At 43.9% G+C, this 23015-nt stretch carries 23 protein-coding genes and 1 pseudogene; 20 read left to right on the top strand and 4 right to left on the bottom strand.

Annotated features, from left to right (window positions below; translation table 11 throughout):
* The first annotated feature begins 180 nt into the window (after positions 1 to 180).
* From MKY14_RS11015 to MKY14_RS10965, 11 genes are all read left to right on the top strand, one after another.
* The gene (locus tag MKY14_RS11015; RefSeq protein ID WP_340976480.1) at positions 181 to 1338 is read left to right on the top strand and encodes an ROK family transcriptional regulator; all 1158 of its coding nucleotides are present in this window, start codon (positions 181 to 183) and stop codon (positions 1336 to 1338) included.
* Between the two features lie 28 nt (positions 1339 to 1366).
* Complete coding sequence (locus tag MKY14_RS11010; RefSeq protein WP_340976479.1) at positions 1367 to 2371, top strand: asparaginase; 1005 nt, start codon at positions 1367 to 1369, stop codon at positions 2369 to 2371.
* A gap of 89 nt (positions 2372 to 2460) precedes the next feature.
* On the top strand, positions 2461 to 4065 hold the full coding sequence (locus MKY14_RS11005; protein ID WP_340976478.1) for a glutathione ABC transporter substrate-binding protein: 1605 nt from the start codon (positions 2461 to 2463) through the stop codon (positions 4063 to 4065).
* Positions 4066 to 4177: 112 nt separating this feature from the next.
* Positions 4178 to 5101: an ABC transporter permease subunit gene (locus tag MKY14_RS11000; protein WP_036689023.1), complete on the top strand. Its 924-nt coding sequence runs from the start codon at positions 4178 to 4180 to the stop codon at positions 5099 to 5101.
* Between the two features lie 147 nt (positions 5102 to 5248).
* Positions 5249 to 6079 carry an ABC transporter permease gene (locus tag MKY14_RS10995; RefSeq protein WP_438357062.1) on the top strand — a complete coding sequence of 277 codons (831 nt, stop codon included), beginning with the start codon at positions 5249 to 5251 and terminating at the stop codon, positions 6077 to 6079.
* Positions 6080 to 6092: 13 nt separating this feature from the next.
* Positions 6093 to 7094 (top strand): ABC transporter ATP-binding protein, encoded by a 1002-nt coding sequence (locus tag MKY14_RS10990; RefSeq protein ID WP_076278748.1) that lies wholly within the window; start codon positions 6093 to 6095, stop codon positions 7092 to 7094.
* On the top strand, positions 7091 to 8083 hold the full coding sequence (locus tag MKY14_RS10985) for an ABC transporter ATP-binding protein (RefSeq protein ID WP_094903192.1): 993 nt from the start codon (positions 7091 to 7093) through the stop codon (positions 8081 to 8083). Before MKY14_RS10990 ends, MKY14_RS10985 begins: the two co-directional genes overlap by 4 nt.
* Positions 8084 to 8124: 41 nt before the next feature.
* Entirely contained in the window at positions 8125 to 9564 is a 1440-nt protein-coding gene (locus MKY14_RS10980; RefSeq protein ID WP_076307630.1) for a leucyl aminopeptidase family protein, read from the top strand.
* Positions 9565 to 9588: 24 nt separating this feature from the next.
* Positions 9589 to 10281, top strand: coding sequence for a copper homeostasis protein CutC (locus MKY14_RS10975; protein WP_076307631.1), 693 nt, complete (start codon positions 9589 to 9591; stop codon positions 10279 to 10281).
* Positions 10282 to 10309: 28 nt separating this feature from the next.
* Positions 10310 to 11260 (top strand): ROK family protein, encoded by a 951-nt coding sequence (locus MKY14_RS10970; RefSeq protein WP_076307632.1) that lies wholly within the window; start codon positions 10310 to 10312, stop codon positions 11258 to 11260.
* A gap of 49 nt (positions 11261 to 11309) precedes the next feature.
* Positions 11310 to 12587, top strand: coding sequence for an alpha-L-fucosidase (locus tag MKY14_RS10965; protein WP_076307753.1), 1278 nt, complete (start codon positions 11310 to 11312; stop codon positions 12585 to 12587).
* 392 nt (positions 12588 to 12979) lie between these two features.
* On the opposite strand, the gene MKY14_RS10960 is transcribed toward MKY14_RS10965, so the two are convergent.
* Both MKY14_RS10960 and MKY14_RS10955 read right to left on the bottom strand, forming a co-directional pair.
* The gene (locus MKY14_RS10960; protein WP_076129887.1) at positions 12980 to 13975 is read right to left on the bottom strand and encodes an HAAS signaling domain-containing protein; all 996 of its coding nucleotides are present in this window, start codon (positions 13973 to 13975) and stop codon (positions 12980 to 12982) included.
* The gene (locus MKY14_RS10955) at positions 13962 to 14309 is read right to left on the bottom strand and encodes a PadR family transcriptional regulator (RefSeq protein WP_076129886.1); all 348 of its coding nucleotides are present in this window, start codon (positions 14307 to 14309) and stop codon (positions 13962 to 13964) included. The genes MKY14_RS10960 and MKY14_RS10955 overlap by 14 nt, the downstream gene beginning before the upstream one ends.
* Before the next feature lie 265 nt (positions 14310 to 14574).
* On the opposite strand from MKY14_RS10955, the gene MKY14_RS10950 reads away from it, so the two are divergent.
* From MKY14_RS10950 to MKY14_RS30815, 8 genes and pseudogenes are all read left to right on the top strand, one after another.
* Entirely contained in the window at positions 14575 to 14739 is a 165-nt protein-coding gene (locus MKY14_RS10950) for a hypothetical protein (RefSeq protein ID WP_175617275.1), read from the top strand.
* Between the two features lie 126 nt (positions 14740 to 14865).
* A complete protein-coding gene (locus MKY14_RS10945; protein ID WP_076105240.1) occupies positions 14866 to 15561 on the top strand; it encodes a response regulator transcription factor in 696 nt (231 codons plus the stop codon).
* Between the two features lies 1 nt (position 15562).
* The gene (locus MKY14_RS10940) at positions 15563 to 16903 is read left to right on the top strand and encodes a sensor histidine kinase (protein WP_340010656.1); all 1341 of its coding nucleotides are present in this window, start codon (positions 15563 to 15565) and stop codon (positions 16901 to 16903) included.
* A gap of 98 nt (positions 16904 to 17001) precedes the next feature.
* Entirely contained in the window at positions 17002 to 17715 is a 714-nt protein-coding gene (locus tag MKY14_RS10935) for a CPBP family intramembrane glutamic endopeptidase (protein ID WP_340010654.1), read from the top strand.
* A gap of 80 nt (positions 17716 to 17795) precedes the next feature.
* Positions 17796 to 18263: a MarR family winged helix-turn-helix transcriptional regulator gene (locus MKY14_RS10930; protein ID WP_076190567.1), complete on the top strand. Its 468-nt coding sequence runs from the start codon at positions 17796 to 17798 to the stop codon at positions 18261 to 18263.
* A gap of 87 nt (positions 18264 to 18350) precedes the next feature.
* Positions 18351 to 19322: a ring-cleaving dioxygenase gene (locus MKY14_RS10925; RefSeq protein WP_076190569.1), complete on the top strand. Its 972-nt coding sequence runs from the start codon at positions 18351 to 18353 to the stop codon at positions 19320 to 19322.
* A 26-nt stretch (positions 19323 to 19348) separates the two neighbouring features.
* Positions 19349 to 20410: an LLM class flavin-dependent oxidoreductase gene (locus MKY14_RS10920; RefSeq protein ID WP_340010652.1), complete on the top strand. Its 1062-nt coding sequence runs from the start codon at positions 19349 to 19351 to the stop codon at positions 20408 to 20410.
* 94 nt (positions 20411 to 20504) lie between these two features.
* Positions 20505 to 21041, top strand: a pseudogene (locus MKY14_RS30815) (DNA glycosylase AlkZ-like family protein); the annotation flags it as partial.
* Positions 21042 to 21089: 48 nt separating this feature from the next.
* Here MKY14_RS30815 and MKY14_RS30810 read toward each other — a convergent pair.
* Both MKY14_RS30810 and MKY14_RS10910 read right to left on the bottom strand, forming a co-directional pair.
* Positions 21090 to 21953 (bottom strand): IS3 family transposase, encoded by an 864-nt coding sequence (locus MKY14_RS30810; RefSeq protein ID WP_256715073.1) that lies wholly within the window; start codon positions 21951 to 21953, stop codon positions 21090 to 21092.
* An 11-nt stretch (positions 21954 to 21964) separates the two neighbouring features.
* Positions 21965 to 22282: a transposase gene (locus MKY14_RS10910; protein WP_340976474.1), complete on the bottom strand. Its 318-nt coding sequence runs from the start codon at positions 22280 to 22282 to the stop codon at positions 21965 to 21967.
* Positions 22283 to 22368: 86 nt separating this feature from the next.
* On the opposite strand from MKY14_RS10910, the gene MKY14_RS10905 reads away from it, so the two are divergent.
* Positions 22369 to 22854 (top strand): winged helix DNA-binding domain-containing protein, encoded by a 486-nt coding sequence (locus MKY14_RS10905; RefSeq protein ID WP_340976473.1) that lies wholly within the window; start codon positions 22369 to 22371, stop codon positions 22852 to 22854.
* Positions 22855 to 23015 lie beyond the last annotated feature (161 nt).

The raw sequence follows: 23015 nt of genomic DNA, 5'->3' as shown, positions 1-23015 counted from the left end.
TATGTCATTTATATTGACACATAAACCATGACCCTTTATTATTAATCCCATCACTGGAGAAACTAAATTAAAATTTAAATCAAAGAATACATTATCAGCGCTTTATTTGCAAATAATTTCTTGTTTTTGTGGTTTATTAATCCAATTAATGCACTGGAGAAAATAATTAGGAGAATGCCCGTGAAAAAGCACGATCAGGATTTTATGAAGCGACAAAATCGTTTAACGGTTTTCGAAATTATAAAAAATCAACAACCGATTTCTCGCGCTTCTATTGCTAAACAGACTGGTATGAGTCCTACGACTGTAAGTCGAATTGTCGGAGAGTTGACGGAGGAAGGATATTTACTCGATTCAGAGCAGGTATCATCAGGATTAGGTCGGAAATCAACGTTAATAGGTATGATGGACGCTTCTGTATTATCGGTTGGCGTTGAACTGGATCGCAGTCTTATGTCTATTGGAATTGTGGACTTACAAGGACAGCTTATCTGCAGTAGTCAATTTCCCCGTACACCAGACGAAAGCCCGGATCGAACGCTGGAACGGATTCATGAAGCCATTGAGCAATTGTTCCAGCAGCATGTGATTGACAGAACACGCATCGTGGGTATTGGCGTTGGACTTCCTGGCATTGTGAATAACGAAGACGGAATTGTTGTCTTCTCTGTTCAGCTAGGATGGAAAAATGTGCCGTTAGCCAAACGCTTGAAAGAGCTGACAGGTTTTGAAATCGCTGTGGACAATGAGCTGAAGGTAAGGGCTCTTGCTGAACATCTTAAAGGAGCCGCAGTCGGCTCCAGCCGTACGACATTATTGGGTTTCGGTCAAGGCGTGGGCTCTGCGATGATTCTCGAGGGAGAGATTTATCGAGGGGTGATGAACAGTGCGGGTGAAATTGGGCACACGACAGTGGATCCTAACGGAATGATGTGTGAGTGCGGCAAAGCGGGCTGTTTACAGACCTATATAAATATCAGTTCTTTATTATCTGAAGCTAATCGGATTCGCCCGATCCGTACGATTGAGGAGTTATTCGCAGCAAAACATGCACGAGAACAATGGGCGATTCACTTGATCGACCGTGCACTCATGTATATGGCCATCACCATTAATAATGTCGTATGCATGTATAACCCCGACAGCGTGATTTTAAGTGGAGAACTCGTGGACAAATTCCCGGATATATACGAAGAAGTTGAGCAGCTGTACCTCTCGCGCTTTACCTGGGAGCCGCTTCGTGGTTCCTTTACGATTCATCGCTCGTTGCTAAATGAGAAGGGTGTAATTATCGGATCGGGACTTTTATCGCAGAATCGATTTTTTGCCTTAGATTAAATTAACTACTGCTGGGGAGGTTGTACAGATGGGATTTACAACATTGGTAGAAGAATATCGTGGTGGCCTGCTGGAGAATGTGCATTATGGTGCAGTTAGTGTAGTTGATGAGAAGGGCAACATTTTGTACAAAGCAGGCGATCCGGAGCATATGACTTATCTTCGCTCTGCTGCTAAGCCATTCCAAGCTTTGCCGGTAATGAAACGCCGGATCGATGAAGTATATGGTTTGACAAGTAAAGAAGCTTCGCTGTTTACCGCTTCACACCGGGGAGAAGCCTTCCATATTGAAGCGCTTGAAGCTCTTTTTCAGAAAATGGGATTAAAAGAAGAGTCACTATATTGCTGCTCTACATACCCGCTGAATGAAGAAGCCAAAGCAGAACGTCACCGGGCAAATGAACCCACTCGTAAAATCTTTCATAACTGCTCAGGCAAACATGCAGGGTTAATGGGCCTTAGCAAATATATGGGTTGGGATATAAACACTTATTACGATCCTAACCATCCTGTACAACAGGAGATTCTTGAGATGATGGCTTATATCGCTGAAGTTCCCAAAGCGTCCATCCCGCAAGGTATTGATGGCTGTGGACTTCCTATCTTCGCACTTCCGCTTCATAAAATCGCTTATTCCTATCTAAAGCTAGCGTGTCCCGATTTAATTGAGGATACGGATATACGTAACGCAGCCGCTGCCATTGCAAAACTTATGAACGATAACCCGGTTATGATTGCTGACACGAAATTTGTATGCTCAGAGCTCCTGAAGGATGACAATCTGACGGCTAAGGGTGGAGCAAAAGGGGTATACGGTATCGGACTCCGTAAGGAACGAATGGGTATATCACTGAAAGTATCCGACGGATCAGAACAAGTCTGGCCATGTATTATCGCATCGATTCTAGAACGTATTGGTTACAGCAATCAAGACACAATTGATCGCCTATATGCACTCGTGCCTAACACGATTGTTAATGATGGCGGTACTGTAGTCGGCGAACGCCGTGCTGTATTTCAATGGGAGATCTAGAGCATAAGGTCAAGAATAATCTTCAAGTTTGGTGATTAATCGGACTAGAAGCTTTTCTAATACATCGTTTGAATAGGGGAGTGTAAAAAATGAAAGCAAAAGGAAAAGTATGGTCAATGTTCATGCTGCTGCTTATTACAGTAGTAGTGACTGCAGGGTGCGGCAACAAAGCGAGCAACGAGGGACAAAACGGCAATACTGCTGGTGGAACTGAAACTAGCACCCCAACTACAAAGAATGATAAAGACATTGTAATTGCCATCAATTCTAACTTTATTACGCTGGACCCTCATAACGCAAGCGATACGCATTCAATCAGCGCTGCCAGAACGATGTACGAAGGTCTGATGGGTTTTGACGAGAATATGAACGTGGTTCCTGTTCTTGCCGCAAGCCATTCCATAAGTGAAGACGGGTTGGTCTACACGTTCACGCTGCAAGAGAATGTTAAATTCCAAGACGGTACTGACTTTAATGCTGAAGCGGTTAAAGTAAACATCGCCCGTATTCAAGATGAGAAGAACAATCTGAGACTGCGCAAAAGCTTCGCAAAGGTAGCGAAAGTGGAGACTCCTGATGCTAAAACCGTGGTTATTACACTCAGTGAGCCGTACAACGCATTTTTAAATAAAGTAGCTATGGCACCTATTATTAGTCCGAAAGCTTTAGAAGAAAATGGCACCGATATTTCGAAAAATCCTGTAGGGACGGGACCATTTAAGTTCAAAGAATGGGTGCAAGGCGACCGCTTGGTTGTCGTTAAGAACCCTGATTACTGGCAAGCGGGCTTGCCAAAAGTGGATAGTGTGACCTTTAGACCTGTGCCAGAGAATGGATCACGGATAGCCATGCTAAAAACCAGCGAGGCAGATTTTATTTATCCAATGCCAACGGAGCAAGTATCTGAGGTTGAAGGTCTTGAAGGAATTACTGTAGATACCATCGATTCGACAATTGTCCGTTATGTAACGTTAAATACGATGAAAAAACCTTTTGATGATGTGAAGGTACGTCAAGCCATTAACTATGCTATCAATAAAGAAGCTTATATCAAAGTTGTGAAATCGGGTCTTGGTGCTAAGCTTGATTCCACGATGTCTTCCAAAACACAATACTATTCCCCGCAAACAGGTTATGACTATGACATTGAAAAAGCTAAACAATTGCTTGCTGAAGCAGGTTATCCTGATGGATTCGAAACCGAAATTTGGGGTGAAAATGAATCCGAAACTATGAAGGGTATGCAATTTATTCAGCAACAGCTAGCACTTGTAGGGATTAAGGTAGACGTGAAATCCATGGAAGGAGGCACATTGTCCGACCAAATTAACTCTGCTAAGACACCAGAAGAAGCAAAAATTCAAATGTGGTATGTCAGCTGGTCTCCGTCTTCAGGTGATGCAGATGGTGCAACCAGAGGGTTGTTCAGTAGTGAAATGTTCCCGCCTGCTGGCTCAAATACAGCCTATTACAAAAATGAAAATGTAGACAAATGGATCGCTGAGGCGAATAAATCTGTTGATCCAGAAGCGGCTAAATCCATCTATGGCAATATTCAAAAAACAATTTGGGAAGATGCTCCATGGGCATTCATGGGCGTCGACCAAATCATCTCAGGCAAAAGATCGTATCTGGAAGGAGTTAAGGTCTTCCCGGATGGTTCCATTAATGTCCTGAATGCAGAAGTGAAATAATGCTAAACAAACGTTAGGTTTAATATCCCAAGAAATGAACGAGGCCGCTTCTGTAGTATGGTGGGAAGCGGCCTCACTAAATCATTTGTCGATACTGAAGGGGGCTTATGAGTTGGGTAGATATGCTTTACAAAGACTCCTCGGGGTTATTCCGCTGTTGTTCATTGTATCGGTGCTTGTCTTTTTGTTTATTCACTTAATCCCAGGCGATCCAGCCCGACTTATTGCCGGTAAAGATGCCACGCTTGAAGAGATTCGTGGAATTCAGGAGCAGCTGGGTCTCAATCTGCCTTTGTGGAAGCAATACATAAACTACATGGGTGATCTGCTAAGTGGGAATCTGGGCAATTCGATCCGTTCAGGGATCCCGGTTACTGACATGCTGGAAAGCAGAGTAATGCCTACGTTGTGGCTGACTTTTCTTAGTATGGCCTGGGCTCTAATTATTGGTCTTCTAATTGGCGTGGTTTCAGCCGTTTATCGCAATCGGTGGCCGGATCATTTAGGGACGTTGACAGCCATTTCAGGGATGTCTATTCCTGGATTTTGGTTAGGCTTGGTACTCATTCAAATTTTCTCGGTAGAGCTTGGTTGGTTTCCAACGGGTGGTGTTGATTCCTGGAAGTCCTATATTCTTCCTTCCATTACACTCGGGATGGGAATTATGTCTATGTTGGCCCGTTATTCTAGGTCATCTATGCTGGAGACCCTTCGGGAGGATTATATCCGTACAGGACGTGCAAAAGGCTTACGCGAGTATGTTGTTATCGGCAGGCATGCGCTGCGCAACTCTTTGATTCAGGTGGTTACCGTAGCTGGACTTCAGTTTGGGTTCCTGCTCGGCGGCTCTGTAATGGTTGAGACGGTATTCAGTATTCCGGGTCTTGGCAGGCTGCTAGTAGACTCCATTTTGTTCCGGGATTATACAGTCATTCAAGCCTTACTGCTTCTGTTTGCTACACAATTTATTCTTATCAATCTATTAGTAGATTTATTGTATGGCGTACTTAATCCGAAAATAAGGTTTTCTCAGTAGCTAATGCGACTAAGAAGCAGAATTTCAATAGATTTATAGGGTGAATTTAGGATCAGGAGGGATATCATGAGTGACAATTCGGCGGTGATGGGAGCAAAATCTCCATTACCCGGAGAGGTACTGGCCCCGGAGAAAACAAAAGGCCGTATGGGTGTTTTTTTACGTAAGTTCAGTAAACAAAAGATGCCCCTTGTGGCCGCATTTTTTATTATATTGCTATTCCTAATTGCAATTTTCGGGCCATTTTTCACCCCGTATAATCCTGATGAACCAAACTACGATGCTCTTATGGCAGGTCCTTCTGCTGCACATTGGGCCGGGACAGACGAATATGGCCGTGATATTCTAAGCCGTCTGATTGATGGTACTCGCTTAACCTTAGCGGTCAGTCTCAGTTCCGTCTTAATCGCAGGTGTACTTGGAACTATCCTAGGTCTGTTAAGCGGATATTATGGCGGTTGGCTAGATCGGATAATTATGCGTGGCAGTGATGTACTATTTTCTTTTCCTGACTTGCTGCTTGCCATTGGGATCGTCGCCATTCTCGGTCCGGGTCTATCCAACGTTGTTATCGCAGTTGCAGTCTTTGGTACTCCATCGTTCGCCCGAATTATTCGGAGCGTAACGCTGTCTGCGAAAGAAACATTGTTTGTGGAAGCGGCTCGTTCCATGGGAGCGAAGCATCGCCGGATTATTTGGCGTCATATTTTTCCTGAGACCGTGCCCAGCATTATCGTTAATCTATCCATGAAGATTGGCGGAGCGATCTTGGCCGCTGCTTCATTGAGCTTTCTCGGAATGGGTGCAAAAACAACAGAGCCCGATTGGGGCGCAATGTTAAGTATGGGACGGGATTATTTAAGTATTGCTCCACATATCGTTTATTTTCCGGGGATAGCCATCTTTTTAACAGTACTTGCATTTAACCTGGTCGGGGACGGACTGCGTGATGCTCTTGATCCCAAAATGAAAAACTAAGGAGGGACAAGACATGACTCAACATTTGTTGGATGTACAAGGGCTGAAAACGGAGTTCAAACGCGGCGATGGAAGTATAACTGCGGTTGCGGGGGTAGACTTTGCTATTAAAAAAGGCGAAGTGTTAGGCCTGGTTGGTGAATCTGGTTGTGGCAAAAGTGTAACCTCATTATCGATCATGCGGTTGCTTAAAGATACGCCGGGCAGAATTTCTGAAGGTTCTGTGCGTTTTGAAGGAAAGGACTTGACGAAGATTTCTGAGAAGGAGATGCGCCAAATCCGGGGAAATGATCTGGCAATGATTTTTCAGGAGCCGATGACCTCTCTTAATCCAGTGCTGCGGATTGGGCTGCAATTAACAGAGCCGATTAGACTGCATTTGGGTTATGGACGCAAGAAGGCTCGTGAGCATGCGATTCATATGTTGCGGCTTGTAGGTATCCCTCGCGCAGAGGAATTAATCGATGAATATCCGCATCAACTATCCGGCGGGATGAGACAGCGGGTTATGATTGCAATGGCCATGTCTTGTCATCCAAAGCTGTTGATTGCCGATGAACCCACGACCGCACTCGATGTAACGATTCAAGCGCAAATTCTTGATCTGATGAAGCAGTTGAAAGATGAACAGGATATGGGAATGCTGCTCATTACCCATGATCTTGGAGTAGTTGCCGAATTATGTGACCGGGTAGTTGTTATGTATGCAGGTCGTGTGGTGGAAGAAGCCTCTGTTCAGGAGCTGTTCGCCAGACCGCAACATCCGTATACCAGGGGATTGATTCAATCGGTACCTAAGCTGCGCCAGAATGTACATCGCTTGGAGTCTATAAAAGGGAATGTGCCAGACCTTTCACAAATGCCTGCCGGCTGTAAGTTTGCGCCACGCTGCGAATTTGCCATGGAGCGTTGTCTGTCGCAAGAACCTGAGCTACTTCCGATTGAGGGGCTAGAGCGCAAAAGCCGTTGTTGGCTTACACAGCAGGAGGACACGGAAGGAGCGGGATGTTTATGAAAGAGACTCCATTAATTGAGGTTAAGGGTTTGAAGAAGTTGTTTTCTGTGAAGAAGGGCTTCTTCGGAACGACTAAATATTTACACGCCGTTGATGGGATTTCATTCGCCATTCGTAAGGGAGAAACGTTCAGCCTTGTAGGTGAAAGTGGCTGTGGGAAATCGACTACGGGCAGGCTAGTGACTCGCTTACTGGAACCCAATCATGGAGAAGTGTGGTTTAAGGGACAAAATATTAGCCATATCTCAGACAACCAGATGCGGCCTCTGCGCAAAGATATGCAGATGGTGTTTCAAGACCCTTATGCTTCACTTAATCCCCGCATGAAGGTGAAGGATCTTGTCGCCGAACCCCTGCTTATTCATACGAAGCTGTCCTCTAAAGAACGGGATAAGCTAGCTTGCGAACTGCTAGAGACCGTTGGATTGAACAGTCTCCACGCCGAGCGATTCGCGTTTGAGTTCAGCGGTGGACAGCGGCAACGGATTGGGATTGCCCGGGCTCTGTCAGTACGCCCTAGTCTAATCGTGGCGGATGAACCCGTGTCAGCACTGGATGTATCGATTCAGTCCCAAGTGTTGAATTTGTTACAGGACTTGCAGGAAGAATATGGCCTGACCTATTTATTCATCTCTCATGATCTCAGTGTGGTCGAGCATATTAGTGATCGAATTGGGGTCATGTATCTGGGTTCCCTTGTGGAGACGGCTGATAAGGATACATTGTATGACCGTCCCTTGCATCCTTACACCCAAGCGCTGCTATCTTCAGTTCCCGTGCCCGATCCAAGCTTGAAGAAGGAACGCATTATTCTAAAAGGGGATCTTCCAAGTCCAGTTGATCCGCCGACGGGCTGTCGTTTTCATACAAGATGCCCTTCCTGTATGGAAATCTGTAAGCAACATGTGCCTGTATTCCGGGAAGTTGAACCAGGTCATGAGCTCGCTTGTCATCTGTTTGATGAAGAAATGTTGAAACTAGAACGATAATTTTAAATGTGAGTACACTTTACGGAAAAGAAGGGACAGCTATGAATATCTTGTTCGATTCCGCTAATGGGGCGGATACGCTTATCTACTTAGCCTATGAAGAGGAGCCTTTTCCTCTTCGGCTGGGAGAAGCTCACAAACAGAGTGGCAGTGTGACATGGTTATATGCTCGCTCTGAGGAAGAGTCCGATGTGATAGCTATCGGAATGGGAAAACGCCGGGCTCTTACGCTTGAGAAAGTTCGCCGAGCAGCGGGCTCTGCCGCCCGTACAGCCCTAAGAGAAGGACGAAATTCAGCTTCATTTGTTCGTAGGACAGCAGAAAGTGATATTTCCGCTGCGGATGAGCTGCAAGCATGGATTGAAGGCTGGCTTCTCGGATTATATCGTTTTCAAACCTATCGTGGTGTTACTAAAATAGACATTTCAGTTGATTTGCTGCTCCAGACAGCCGATTGGCCTGAACTGACTAAGCTTGAACTGGAAGTTGTACTAAGTACTGGCCGCATGCGCGCTGAAGGAGCAGTGGTTGCTCGCGATCTGGTGAATGAGGTGCCCGGGACTCTAAATCCGGATCGGTTCGCAGAATGGATGGTCGAATATTTCGAGCGTGATAACGCAGCAGTGAAAGTTCATGTCTACCGGGGGCAGGAGCTGGTTGACCTACAGATGAATGGGTTGCTGGCGGTTGGAGCAGGCAGTAAACACTCCCCAGCCCTCGTTGAAATTCGCTATGAGAGTAACCCTGAATTGCCAATGCTGGCATTGGTGGGTAAAGGTGTTACCTTCGATTTGGGTGGGATGAATGTTAAGACCGCAAGTGATATTAGCGATGCACGTATGGACATGGGTGGCGCAGCAGCTGTTCTTGGGGCGCTGGATATTTTAGTGCGGAATCAAGCTCATGTAAATGTGACCGCGTTGATCCCAGTTGTTGATAACGTACCAGATGCTGAAGCAGTGCTGCCATCGTCTGTTATACGCTATCCTAATGGGCTGACGGTTCAGGTTGCAAATACGGATGGCGAAGGGCGGCTTATTATCGCGGATGCTCTTATTCATGCAGCAAATATCGGGGCAACTAAGGTCATTGATATTGCAACACTTACTGGAAATGTTGGCGCAGCGTTAGGATTAGGTATCGCCGGCATATGGGGTGATGGAGAGATGACGCAGAGCCTCGTCGAAATCGGTGAGCGCAATGGAGAACGACTGTGGCCCATGCCGCTTATGGATGAATACGAAGTCGATCTTCGAAGCAATTACGCTGATCTGCGCAACGTTAGTACTTCACCTTTTGCAGGTGCGATTACAGCAGCGCTTTTTATACGGCGCTTTGTAGCGGAATCGCTGAGCTGGGTCCATATTGATATGGCTGGGACGGTTCAGTACAAACAGGATGTGGGGTATTCAGAAGCTGGAGCAACGGGCTATGGTGCTCGACTGCTCGCTGATTATGTTATGAAACAGGCACAACAATAACAACCGGAAGAGTGGAGGAAAGTTATGAGATTGGAAGTCATCGCTACTTGTATGGACGATGCTTTTACAGCCGAAGCGAATGGGGCTGACCGCCTGGAGCTCATTACTGCGATTACGGAAGGCGGATTAACACCAGGGATAGGATTGGTGCAACAAGTTGCCAAATCGGTTAACATTCCTGCGTTTGTTATGGTTCGCCCGCATAGCCGTTCTTTTTGCTATTCAAAGTATGACATTTTGACCATGGCAGCAGAGATAAAGCAAATTGCAGCCAGCGGTGCGGCGGGGATTGTGCTTGGTGCGTTAACTCCAGAAGGGACTATCGACGAGCGAGCGCTTGAAACATTATTGCCGTTGACCGAGGGATTGCAAGTAACCTTCCACCGTGCTTTTGATGAGTTGAAGGATCAAATAGAAGGTTATCGAACGCTTTGTAAGTATCCGCAAATTACGCGTGTGCTCACTTCTGCCGGGCCAGGTCCGGCACCTGAAGCTATTCCTGCTATGCGGAAGCTAGTCGAGGAATCAAGGGGGAAATCGGTAAGTATACTGGCTGGAAGCGGTCTGAAGCCGGAAGGTATTACTTCATTTATACATCAGACTGGAGTAACAGAAGTACATTTTGGGTCGGCTGTACGTTATGACAAAGACGCTTTGTCGCCAATCGATCCAGCAGCCTTACGGGCGTTAGCGGAGAGTATTCATTCTAACGGCTAATAATAGATAGTGAAAAGGTGAATGGGTTATGCAGAAGGTTGATAGCTACGTAGTTGGAATCGATTTAGGAGGCACAAAAATTGCCGCAGCATTGTTTGATTCAAAGGGGACCGTATTGAAACGGGAATTGATGGAAACGGCTGGGGCACGTACCGCTAAAGAAGTGGTGCAGCGAATGATCGATATGATCCGCTCCGTATCCGAAGGGCGACCACTCACAGGAGTGGGTCTGGCTTCTCCCGGAGCTGTAAATAGCCAGGACGGGATCGTTATTCACGGCACCAATCTTCCGGAGTGGGACAATGTTCCACTGAAGCACTGGATGGAGTTGGAGCTAGGCGTTGAAGTAAAGGTAGTGAATGATGCGAACGCTGCGGCTTGGGGCGAGTATGTCCGAGGTGCTGGCAAAGGTGCAGACAACATGGTTTATGTTACCTTTAGCACAGGGATTGGAGCAGGTATCGTCATTGACGGCAAGCTGCTTCTTGGCAAAAATTCATTTGCTGGTGAACTAGGTCATAATATTATTGACCCGAACGGAACGGAATGCAGCTGTGGAAGATTCGGCTGCTGGGAAGTTTTCGCTTCGGGCACAGCGATTCGGGATATGGCGCTGCGAAGTATGGAGAGCAGACCGTCGATGATTACGGAACTGGCTAATATAAATGGAGAAAAAATTACTTCGCGGCACGTATTTGAAGCCATGGCACTTAACGATCCCGTGGCCGTCGAGGTTATTGACCGGAGTATTCATTATATGGCACTAGGTCTAGCCAATGCAGTACATACGTTCAATCCTGATCGGATCGTGATCGGTGGAGGCGTGAGTAAGGCTGGAGATTTGTTATTCCCTGCACTGGTGGAGAAGACGGAGCTATTTATCATGGATCCTTATAAGGGTACTTTTACAATTGAACCTGCCGCGCTCAAAGACGATGTAGGCCTAATTGGAGCAGCTGCATTATTTCATACCGCTTAGGTGGAGTGAATGATTGATCACAGCTTTCATTAACGGAGGAGTTGGAGAGATGGGTACAAGAGAAGAAAGAACGAAATGGTTCTTACAGGATAGGTTCGGGATGTTTATCCATTGGGGATTATATTCAATTCCTGCTAGAGGGGAATGGATACGCGGCAACGAGCGGATGAGTAGAGAGCATTACATGACGTATTTCGATGAATTTGACGCCTCTCGATATGACCCGAAGAAATGGGCAAGTGCAGCCAAAGCTGCGGGTCAGAAATATGCTGTGCTTACGACCAAACATCATGACGGGTTCTGTCTGTTCGATAGTAAGCTGACTGATTTCAAAGCGACTAATACGCCCGCTGGACGTGATCTAGTGCGGGAATATGTAGACGCTTTCCGTGCTGAAGGGATTGCAGTAGGTCTATATTACTCTATCATAGACTGGCACCATGAGGATTATCCCGGTTATGGAGATAAGGCACATCCTGATCGGGATAACGAAGCGGTCAAAGATAAGCCGATTGATTTCGATAGATACTTGGAGTATATGCATGGGCAAGTAAAGGAACTGCTCACCAATTACGGTAAAATCGACATTATGTGGTTTGACTTCTCCTACGATAATATGACAGGGGAGAAGTGGAAGGCGACGGAGCTTATCCGGATGATTCGTTCCATACAACCTGATATTATTATCGACAATCGATTAGGTGGCAATATTCGTGCGGCAGAACCTGAGGAGTATGCTGGTGATTTCTTCTCCCCCGAGCAGATCATTCCGCCTGGCGGCATTGTTGACGTAAACGGCCAATCCATCCCTTGGGAAGCCTGCATTACCCTGAATGACAACTGGGGTTATCATTCCGAGGATAAGAATTATAAATCGACCAAGCAAGTCATCCGTACGATGGTCGAATGTATCAGTAAGAATGGTAACCTGCTCCTCAATGTTGGACCAGATGCCAAAGGTGAAATGACGCGGGAATCCCTGGTTATCCTTGACGAAGTTGGGGAGTGGATGCGCCTTAATGGAGATAGTATTTATGGATGCGGGAAGTCTTTGCTACCTAAGCCGGAGTGGGGACGTTATACGCAAAAGGGCAATAAATTGTATGCGCATGTCTACGACCGTGGAATTGGCCCGATCTATTTCCAAGGTCTGAAAGGGAAGATTAAAAAGGCAAGATTACTACGTGATGGTACCGAGCTAAAGGTGGAGGTGCCGTGGATGGCTGAGGAATATTCGGATGTTGACGGTGGAGCTTTTATTACATTAAAAGGCGCGATGTTACCTGATGAGATGGATACGGTTATCGAGCTTGAACTATTTAATTAAATCAGAAGGAGTTGTCCCATATGCCCTGAATGGCTGCTGAGACAACTCCTTTTTTTCGTATTCTTCGCCCACATTTGCACATACGAAACACCTATCGGACACAGATGTCTCTAAACCCAGAAATATCGCACTTTTGGGATGCCAACGGACCGCATAGCCGCTATTGCCTTGAAACACCCCCGATTTGGAGCTGATTCTAGGGAATAGCGTCATTGGAGTCCGAAGCCCTGTTCCAAAGGCAGAAAATGTGCAAATAACGTCATCTGGGTCCGCAACTCTCAGAGGGAGGTGACAATGTTGAAGTTGTTGAAGCATTTGAAGCAGGCATTCAACGAGTCAGAAAACAAAGCGGCGATTCTCCAAATAACAGGAGAATCGCCGTTCTGTGAATACTAAAGGCGAGCCTTGCGGAAGCCCTCATATATATTGAGGACCGCGACTAAAATCAAGATTGCTATTCCTCCACCTACTAGTCCCGTTTCAAATTGGTTAGCTGTAGTGTTTAATAAATTAGACATGTAATTAATAAATTCTTGGTTGAATACACTCGGATTTATAAGGATAACAGCGAATACAATAAGTACAATGAGCTCAAGGACCGTATTACATAATGCTAATTCTCTAGTCCATTGTCTCTTGATTAATTTATATATAGTTAATGCGACTTCTAATCCGATCACAATAAGAATAATAGGCCAATAATCAAGTAACACATGCTGATTAAAAGCTGGGGCTACGAAGTTAAGTGCGCCTTCACCGCCTCTATAGACTCTGATCAGGTGTTCAGCATTAAAATAAACAGTAGCCCAAATGGCAGTCCACAGTAAACTTCCGAACACTTCGAAGCTTGTAATTGCTTTTTTCTTATGGACAAGCGCGATATCCTTCAAATCATCAGGAGTCCATTTCCTTAATTTTGTAGTAAGAGGATGACCTTCCTTTCCTTTATCTGCCCGTTCGATAATAGCGAACACAACAGTTATCCAAAAAAAGACTTGGATGCCTACTTCAAGAAAGGTTCCAATTCCTGTACTTATAACTGCAGTAACAATATCCGCAACTGTTTTATCGCCGCTGTAGCCAATCAAGTAATCAGCAACCAGAGCGATTAAAGAAACAACTACAGCGATGGGTATAATCATTTTTAATAACGTAACATATAAATCAAAATAGCGTGGGCCGATGAGATACATGGGCTGATCGCGGTACTCACTAGCTAAAATAGCTGGATTGCCCAATTTTGCAAGGACGGCTTTTACCTCTTTTTCGTCATAATCATCCGGTAACATATCCTCGATGGTTGATCGTAATTCTAATGCGATGTCTTCCCGATTTTGTTCTGGTAACCTCCGAGTAACTTCATGAATGTAAATCTCAATCAGCTTCATGGTCATCCTCCCCTTGTAATAGGCCATAGAGTTCTTTCGAATTCTTAAGCCATTCTTCCTTTAGCTGTAAAAAAATCTCTACGCCATAGTCACTTAGAACATAATACTTACGGGGTCTGCTCTCGGATGTGTCCCAGCTGCTCGTCACTAATTCCTGTTTCTCTAGTCGGCGAAGTAATGGATATAGGGTGCTTTGATCGATGATGATGCTGGATTCCTCCAACAATTGAACGAGCGAATATCCATACTGGGGTGTTCGTAATTGACTTAAAACGGCTAGCGTTAACGTACCTCTTCTAAGCTCTGTGATTAAAGAATTTAATAAAGTACTCATTCACCCACCTCATTATTTAAAATATAAGGATTTATAATCTCTTATAAATTGTAAATTGTTCTTATATTTTTGGTTTAAACGCTTGCTGTCCTTAAGAGGACGTCGAAGTCGTTTATACTTACTATGTGTCATACAGTATTCGATCTATACTATGCATCATACACTATTGTTGTTCCAACATCAATTGAATAAAATAATCTTCTGAGAAATAAATAAGAAAATTTTTCTATTTTGTGAAGCAGTTTGATTAAAAGGAGGTCGTGAAATGATTCCATTTTTTAGTGACATTCCGAATGCTTCTACATGGGAGGTAGTTGAACCGGTTCATAAGGGCTGGTCAAAGGATAGATTTGATTATGGTGATCCTTGGGAGGAATTTAATCGCATTCCTTGGTGTGCACTAACGAGTCCAGAGTTCGCATCAGGTTGAATCCATGGGTATTTTAATCATGATGTTCCAGATGTATTCTTTAGGCTTTATATACCGAAGTGGTATTGGCAAGTTATACTGAGTGAAAAGACTCAGCTATTTGAGAATAGTTAGGGGAATTAAGCGATGAATATACTGATTGCTGAAGATGAAACTGATATAAGAAAACTAGTGAAAATACATTTAGAAGATCGATCCTATCGAGTATTCGAAGCCAAGGATGGCATTGAGGCTTTAGAGGTTGTTAATCAACATGAAATAAATCTTGCCATTCTGGATATTGTAATGCCCAAGCTTGATGGGCTTAATCTGCTGCGACAGATAAGAGAGAAAAGCCATATTCCGGTTATCTTGTTAACTGCCCGCGGTGAAGAAATTGATAAGATAGTGGGCTTAGGCCTTGGAGCAGACGATTATATGGTGAAGCCATTTAGTGCTTCAGAGCTTGTGGCTAGGGTTGAGGCGCAGCTGAGACGAAGAAATGTATACGATCTTAGCCAATCGATAACTGAAGAAACAATCCAACATAGAGAATTGAAGCTGAATTTAAAGGAATGTATGTTGTACATAAATGAAAGTCCAGTTCTTCTAAATGCCAAGGAATATAAGGTATTACAATGTCTGATGCAGAGTCCTAATCAAATTTTTACGCCCAAAAAGTTATATGCAGCGGCGTGGGAAGAAGATTTCTATAGTGATAATAATACGATTATGGTTACCATCAGCCGTCTAAGGAATAAGATCGAACGGGACCCACACCATCCCGAATATATCGTTACAGTGCGTGGACTAGGTTACAAATTCTACAACCCAGGTAAATAAGATGAGAAAACAAAATATATCCTATCAATTGTTAAAAAACTATATCGCGATCTTTCTTATAACAACGGTTATAACGATATTGGTGATTGTTGCTTTGTTTTGCATGAACAGGCTGGGATCTAAGGACATTATTTATAATCAGTTAACGGCTGCTAAGCTTATGCAAAATGACTATCAAAGAATTGACACTAGTGTTGTTAATGATGTCGGGGGCAGTTTACAGGTTGTGAATTCCAATTACGAAGTCATACACTCCATTGGCAACAATCCATTTACGTCCAAGCAGATTAGTGTCAAAGAATTTACGGATTTTCTAATGAATACTGGCGCTAACAAAGATATGATCACTGTTGAATATAATGAGCAGGAACAATTTTGGCTGATCGTCTCTTTACCTATACAAGTGAAAATGACAGGCAGTTTCCATTGGAATTCAGATTCACCTATGCAGGATCATACCCTTCAAATGCTTGGGTTTATTGGGTTAGGTTATTTGTTGATTCTGATTCTAAGCACGATGATTTATGCGAGAATTACGGCGGTTAGTTTCATTAAACCCTTAGACCAGTTGTCCGCTGCTGTTAAAAAGGTTAAGAATGGGGATTATTCAGCAAGAGTGCAGGTAGGCGGGAATCGGGAGTTTAGTCAACTGGAGCAGGCTTTTAATCATATGGCAGAAGTGATTCAGATCCAGACCTCGTTAAAAGAACAGAGTGAAAACAATCGAAAAAATCTAATATTGGATATATCCCATGATTTAAAAAATCCATTAACAAGTATTATGGGTTACGCAGAGCTTGAACTAAAAGAACAGGTGAGCGGTCGGATAGAACATTTGGAATTTGCCAAAATAATATACGAAAATAGTATCCGTGCCAATGTATTGATTCAGGATTTGTTCGAATTATCGAGAATGGAAAGTCCCGAATTCCGCTTGGATGTTACAACAGATGATTTCTCAGAATACTTGAGAGAAGAAATGATACATATGTTGCCCGAGCTTGAGGCTGCGGGTCTGATCCCTGATTTTGTAATCGAGCCAGAAGAAATAAATCTACAGTTTGATAAAAAAAGAATGAATCGAGTATTCTCAAACCTGCTTTATAATGCCATCGCTTATCAGGAGCAAGGTTCTACGTTTCAAGTTGTGCTGGAAAAGGTGAATGATGGAGCCAAGCTTACTTTTATTAATTACGGCCAACCATCAGCATTGAACCCGGCAGGTTCTGGATTAGGGCTACTCATTGTTCAAAAAATAATAGCTGCTCATGGAGGGACTGTTCAGCTGAATACGCAAGATAACCAGTTTGAAATTATAATTGAGCTGAACCGGCAAATTTAAGGTCTATGTAAGATTACATTAAGTCGTATGAAATTTCCCAATGCTAAAATGGTTGATATTCAGTCTATTAACAATTTTACTTGGGGGAATAGATTATAATGATTGATGAAAAATCAAGTAAAAGGCAATTGATCTTCGGCGTTATATTAGCAGTAATGTACTTTTTAGGATTGTTCTCCAATCTCTTGATCAGGCCGGTTATGGGGATTCTTAACCATGTTTTTATTTGGCAGCCAGAACAACAAAATCGAATGGCCTTAATGTTGAATAGTCTGATCTACATAGGAGTGATTATAGGTTTTAGGGGATTCTATAAACAAGCTATTCATGATTTCAGACAATACTGGGTCCGTAATATGTTATGGATGGTTTGGGGACTTTGTTTGATTATTATCATCGGAAGTATGTTGATTCCCACACTAATTTCCATTTTTCATCCTATTACAAAGTCTGTTAATGAGGTGGATTTACGGGCAATGTTGTCCTCGTATCCATTTATTTTTACAGTGAACGTGGTATGGATTGGCCCCGTGATTGAAGAATTAGTATATCGGGTTACCATTTTTAGAACGATCCGCAGGAAGAGTCGTCTTCTGGCTTATCTGATATCCTCCTTTTTATTTGGCTTCCAGCATGTCTATAGAGCCGTGGTGTTCCAGAGCAACTATAATGAAATGTGGAATATCTTCTCCTATATGGCTGCTGGATTAATCTTTGCCTACCTATATGAGAAGAGAAAAAATATATTAGTGCCTATAGGCGCGCACATGTTTAGTAATGGTTTATCTGTGCTTCTCTATTTCTTAAGTTAATACGAAATTTGACTTCACATCAGATTACTAGTAAACTGATAATCAAATAGATCCAATTCCAAAGCAATGGATGTGGTATAATGCGAGACAATGGATTCACTGAAGACAACAAACTAAGCTTATTGATCTGGCTGCGGCTGGTAAGAGTTTATGACAATAGTAACGATCTTTCCAATGAGTTCTTGAAGCAGTTTGATTTAACGGTTAGCCAGTTTGATGCGTTAGTACAAATACTATTACATCAGCCTGTGACACAGATGGAAATGGCCGAGCATTTAACCATTACTAAAGGTGGAGTATCACATATGCTTGGCAGATTAGAAAAAGAAGGATGGATTGAACGCAAGCAGGATTGGAAGGTGAAGTATATTTCTTTAACTGAAAAGGGCCAGGCGCTTATCGAGAAGGTGCTTCCTTTGCAATCGGATTTCCAAGCTTCGTTATTCGATCCACTGACGGACGACGAGAAGAAAGTATTTTACAGCATGCTTAAGAAGATTCACCGTCATAGCCTGAATGAGAATCGGATTCCACGAGGAGTTCAGTAGTATTGTAAAAGCTTTATTCTGAATAAAGCTTCCTTTTTTCAGCATCAGTTTACTAGTAAACCATAATTATATTAGGAGGAAATTAAAATGAGCCAACCACAAATAACCGGACAACATCATGTATCAATGATTACTAAAGACGCTAAACAAAACCTATGGTTTTATACAGAAGTACTGGGACTAAGACTTGTCAAAAAAACCGTAAATCAGGACGATCCAACCATGTACCATTTATTCTATGGCAACTCTAATGGCGCTCCAGGCACCGAGGTATCCTTTTTTGAAATGCCAAATGCAGGCCAGACCCGGAAAGGAACGAACAGTATTTCTGCAATCTCTCTTCTCGTTCCTAGCGATGAGGCTTTAGTATATTGGGCTAGCAGATTAGATACATTTGAAGTCGCTCATGAAGCTATCGTAAGTATAGAGGAGCGCAATTCGCTTACTTTTCAGGATAGTGATGAATTAACGGTTCATCTGGTGTCCGCAGAAAAAGATAATGTGACTCAGCTGGTAGAACCTTGGATTACTGATGATATTCCACCACAATATGCCATTGTTGGATTGGGTCCCGTTGAATTGACTGTTCGTGAGGCTAGCCGTACAAAGGCTGTTTTGGAGGATATTTTAGGCTATACACAAGTTCGTAGAGTGCCATCCATGGGTGACCCGAAGGTAATGGTGGATATTTATGAAACAGCTAAAGGCGGCTTGTACACTGAACTTCAGCTCAAAGAAGTTAATGATCAAGACCGGGAAAGACCGGGAAGAGGGAGTATCCATCATGTGGCTATAAGAGTGAAGGATCTGGAAGAATTAACCGCATGGGCTGCTAAAATCACAGCTGCAGGGTTCAAGAACACAGGGGTCATTGATCGTTATTACTTCCATTCCTTGTATTTCCGTGATCCGAACCATATTCTTTTCGAGCTTGCTACAGATGGTCCAGGGTTTGAGATTGATGAATCTTTTGACACATTGGGCGAGAATTTGACCTTGCCTTCTTTTCTGGAAGAACGCCGGGAAGAGATTGCATCGAAGCTTCATCCTATCCAATAATACAGCGAAGAAAGTAGGACATCATCATGATGGAACAATATAGAATCGACGAGAATAAGGGTTTAGAAATAGGTTTATACACATTAGGTGATCATGTTGCAGATGCCTTAACAGGTAAATCAATCAGTGAACGACAACGGATTCAAGAGATCATTGCTGCCGCCAAATTAGCAGAGGATGCTGGATTAGATGTGTTTGGAGTGGGGGAGAGTCATCAGCCGAAATTTATTACTTCAGCAGCATCGGTCGTACTTGGAGCTATAGCAAACGCAACGGAACGAATCAAACTCATCAGTTCAGCGACTGTATTGAGCACAGCGGATCCTATACGTGTACATGAAGAATTTTCGACATTGGATTTGTTATCCGGAGGCAGAGCAGAGATTGTTGCTGGACGTGGATCACGATTAGGAGCTTATGAACTGTTCGGATATGACGTGAGGGATTATGAAGAATTGTTCGAAGAGAAGATTGAATTGCTTATGAAAATAAATAACGAAAAAAGAATTACTTGGGAAGGGCAATTCCGTCCTGCTCTAAATGATATGGAGATTTTTCCGAAGCCACTGAGTGGTAAACTGCCCATCTGGAGAGCGGTTGGAGGACCTCCGGCAAGTGCAGTTAAGGCAGGAAGAATGGGCATCCCGATGATGCTGGCTGTTTTAGGTGGACCTGCTTCAGCGTTCAAGACCTCTGTGAATATGTATCGTCAAGTTGCCGCACAATCAGGTTTTAATCCGGCTGAGCTGCCGGTGGGTACAACCACCCTTTTATATATCGATAAAGATTCACAGCAAGCGTTCCGTAACTATTACCCTTATTTAAATCACATGATGAAAGAGCTTCGTGGATCAGCGTACCCTAAAGACCAATTTGCTGAAGCCATGAGTGTGAGAAATGCGCTGCTCGTAGGCAGCCCACAACAGGTTATTGAAAAAATCCTTTATCAACATGAGCTGTACGGACACAATCGTTTTCTGGCTCAGATTGATATTGGTGGTTTACCTTATGCTCAGGTTGAGCAAATCATTGATTTGTTGGGATCGGTAGTCGCACCAGCCGTAAGACGGGCCACAGCTAAGAAATAAGAAAAACTATGAGATTGGAAAAAATTATATTAAAATTATTCCAATAAGATGGTTTGAGAAGGATCACTTAAGGAGGCAAAGTGTGACGAATAAAATGTTAGCTGCGCAACGTTTATATAACCAGAAGATCGTTGATTCCAAGCTAATCAAGCCCGAACAGGTCGTTAAAGAATTAGGGGCAGTACAGGCGCAGGATTACATGCAGGCGATGTGGGCGATCGGGTTACGTACTCCATCTTCGAGTTTAGCTGATATAGAGCGTGCTATCGCTGATCGCAAGATGATTCTGAATTGGACGCTGCGAGGTACGCTTCATTTTGTCCCCCCGGAAGATGTAAAGTGGATGCATCAGCTATCTGTGCCGCGTTTAGCAGGACAAACAAAGCGGCGGAATGCAGAGCTTGGGCTAGATGATCAGACACTAGAACGTTGTAGACATATTATAGTTAATGCTTTACAAGGTGGAATGCAGCTAGATCGTGCTCTTTTACTTCAGCTAATAGAAGAAGAAGGTATTCACACGGGGAACCAGCGTGGTTATCATATGTTGTGGAATGTTGCGTACCAAGGGTTGATTTGTTTCGGACCGATGAATGGTAAGCAGCAAACGATTGTTTTGTTAGAGGAATGGGTGCCACAGTTTCGAGAACTTTTGGACCTCTGTCAAGAAAGTGGACAGTCACGCAACAGACATTCTAGTCAATTGCTCAGCAAAACGAACTGGAGAAAGATACCCCAGCGCGCCATGCATTCGCTTGCGGTTATAGTAAAACTCAATATATTGAAAAAGTGTCTGGTAGGCTTGCTCCTTAGTTTTGAATCGCGGATTACAATAAATGAGCTCCTTTTTCAAAATGCTGTGCCACGACTCGATACAGGCGTTATCATAACAGTTACCTCTGCGGCTCATGCTGGACTCCATGCCATACGCTTTCAACTGCTTCGTGTATTCATGAGAAGTATATTGAGAACCTCTATCGGAGTGATGTAATAGACCTTTTTCCGGTTGTTTAGCTTCGTAAGCATCTTGTAAAGCGCCCGAAATCAAGCTAGTTTCCATATGGTTCTCCAAGCGCCACCCCACGATTTCGCGCGTGCAAAGGTCCATCACACTTGCCAGGTACAAGCGCCCTCCCCGGCAAGGAATGTACGTAATGTCGGTAACCCATACTGAATTGGGTTTGAGTATTTTAAATTGCTGGTTCAGCGTATTCGGGGCAATTGGATGGTCATGATTGGAGTCAGTGGTCTGTACGCGATACGTTTTGGAGACAATGGAGCGAAGCTTCATATGTCGCATATACACACTCACCGTGCGTTCGGTAACGGTATAACCTTCTTGATGTAACAGGCGGGTGATCTTCGGACTCCCATACCGCTTTTGATGGTCTGCAAAATGATACTGAATTCGCTTCATTATCGCAGCCTTACGAAGCATATGCGTACTGGTTTTTTCTGTCCGCCACTTGTAGTACCCGCTCCGTGACACATGTAGGGTCATGCACATCTTCTCCAAGAGAAACTCGGAGCGATGTTTTTCAATAAACTGGAATCTCAGTTCCTTGGTTTGCTGAAGATGTGCACTGCTTTTTTTACGATCGCTAATTCCTCTTCCACATTGGCAATCTTGTTATCTTTTTCTTGAAGTTGACGGCTCATTTCTTTCAACTGTGCCTCGAGTTCCCGTACTCGATCCATGCTAGCCGCCGGTTCATTCTTTAGTTCTCGATACTGGCTCATCCATTGATGCAGGGTACTTTTTGGGATGTTGAGCTCTTCCGCCAAGTCGCCCACTGTCTTTGTTTGCTCTTGAATGAACTGCACTGTCTGTTTTTTAAATTCTTCGTTATACCGTTGTCGATGTTCTCCCATGTGAACACACCTCCGTGGACTCATTATCGCCAGTCTGTTAACTACTGTCCACTTTTTATTCTAGCTTCATTTCTTACGATGAGTCATTGTATGAACTCGCTCGGAGATATTTCACTGGACATGGTTTTGCAACTGTTCAGGATTTTGCTTGGTGGGCAGGCATAACCCTTACCGATGCTAGAAGAGGTCTGGAAGCGGCCAAAAGTCAACTGCAATCAGAGGTTATTGATGGCAGTGAGTATTGGATGTCCTCTCATCGGCTAGAGCCAGCTGCTGAGGACTCGGGCGTTCATCTGCTTCCGGGTTTTGATGAGTACATTCTGGGTTATAAAGACCGAAGTGCCGTTCTAGAGCCCGACGTTGCTCCTTTAATAGTTCCGGGGAATAATGGTGTTTTTCTTCCGACGATTGTTGTGGAGGGTCAGGTGGTGGGTACATGGAAAAGAACCCTAAAGACCAAGGGGATTGAGATTATGATCCATCCTTTTGCCGAGCTGGGCGATACGGAAAAGTTGGTACTTAAAGAAGCTGAGCGATATGCCGCATTTATTGGGTGCCAATACTCAAAATGAATGTGAGTGGTTCATTGAGATGAGTATTTCACTATTCTCACCAATCTGATCATTCTTGACATTCTCACCATTTTCATCTTTCTTACCATACTTTTGTGCGCATCTCTCTCGCTAACGGACACCGTTGCACTTATTAGCACCTAAATGCTGATTTGCTGAGC

The sequence above is a fragment of the Paenibacillus sp. FSL R5-0887 genome (assembly GCF_038002305.1).
Taxonomy (GTDB): domain Bacteria; phylum Bacillota; class Bacilli; order Paenibacillales; family Paenibacillaceae; genus Paenibacillus_AQ; species Paenibacillus_AQ odorifer.
The sequence above is the reverse complement of the archived record's forward strand: the minus strand, read 5'-3'. Positions and strand labels throughout refer to the sequence as shown.

Coding starts and splice junctions, on each gene's coding strand:
- MKY14_RS11010 (WP_340976479.1), top strand. CDS start 1,367: ATGGGATTTACAACATTGGTAGAAGAATATCGTGGTGGCCTGCTGGAG.
- MKY14_RS11005 (WP_340976478.1), top strand. CDS start 2,461: ATGAAAGCAAAAGGAAAAGTATGGTCAATGTTCATGCTGCTGCTTATT.
- MKY14_RS10995 (WP_438357062.1), top strand. CDS start 5,249: ATGGGTGTTTTTTTACGTAAGTTCAGTAAACAAAAGATGCCCCTTGTG.
- MKY14_RS10990 (WP_076278748.1), top strand. CDS start 6,093: ATGACTCAACATTTGTTGGATGTACAAGGGCTGAAAACGGAGTTCAAA.
- MKY14_RS10985 (WP_094903192.1), top strand. CDS start 7,091: ATGAAAGAGACTCCATTAATTGAGGTTAAGGGTTTGAAGAAGTTGTTT.
- MKY14_RS10980 (WP_076307630.1), top strand. CDS start 8,125: ATGAATATCTTGTTCGATTCCGCTAATGGGGCGGATACGCTTATCTAC.
- MKY14_RS10975 (WP_076307631.1), top strand. CDS start 9,589: ATGAGATTGGAAGTCATCGCTACTTGTATGGACGATGCTTTTACAGCC.
- MKY14_RS10970 (WP_076307632.1), top strand. CDS start 10,310: ATGCAGAAGGTTGATAGCTACGTAGTTGGAATCGATTTAGGAGGCACA.
- MKY14_RS10965 (WP_076307753.1), top strand. CDS start 11,310: ATGGGTACAAGAGAAGAAAGAACGAAATGGTTCTTACAGGATAGGTTC.
- MKY14_RS10960 (WP_076129887.1), bottom strand. CDS start 13,975: ATGAAGCTGATTGAGATTTACATTCATGAAGTTACTCGGAGGTTACCA.
- MKY14_RS10955 (WP_076129886.1), bottom strand. CDS start 14,309: ATGAGTACTTTATTAAATTCTTTAATCACAGAGCTTAGAAGAGGTACG.
- MKY14_RS10950 (WP_175617275.1), top strand. CDS start 14,575: ATGATTCCATTTTTTAGTGACATTCCGAATGCTTCTACATGGGAGGTA.
- MKY14_RS10945 (WP_076105240.1), top strand. CDS start 14,866: ATGAATATACTGATTGCTGAAGATGAAACTGATATAAGAAAACTAGTG.
- MKY14_RS10940 (WP_340010656.1), top strand. CDS start 15,563: ATGAGAAAACAAAATATATCCTATCAATTGTTAAAAAACTATATCGCG.
- MKY14_RS10935 (WP_340010654.1), top strand. CDS start 17,002: ATGATTGATGAAAAATCAAGTAAAAGGCAATTGATCTTCGGCGTTATA.
- MKY14_RS10930 (WP_076190567.1), top strand. CDS start 17,796: ATGCGAGACAATGGATTCACTGAAGACAACAAACTAAGCTTATTGATC.
- MKY14_RS10925 (WP_076190569.1), top strand. CDS start 18,351: ATGAGCCAACCACAAATAACCGGACAACATCATGTATCAATGATTACT.
- MKY14_RS10920 (WP_340010652.1), top strand. CDS start 19,349: ATGATGGAACAATATAGAATCGACGAGAATAAGGGTTTAGAAATAGGT.
- MKY14_RS10910 (WP_340976474.1), bottom strand. CDS start 22,282: ATGGGAGAACATCGACAACGGTATAACGAAGAATTTAAAAAACAGACA.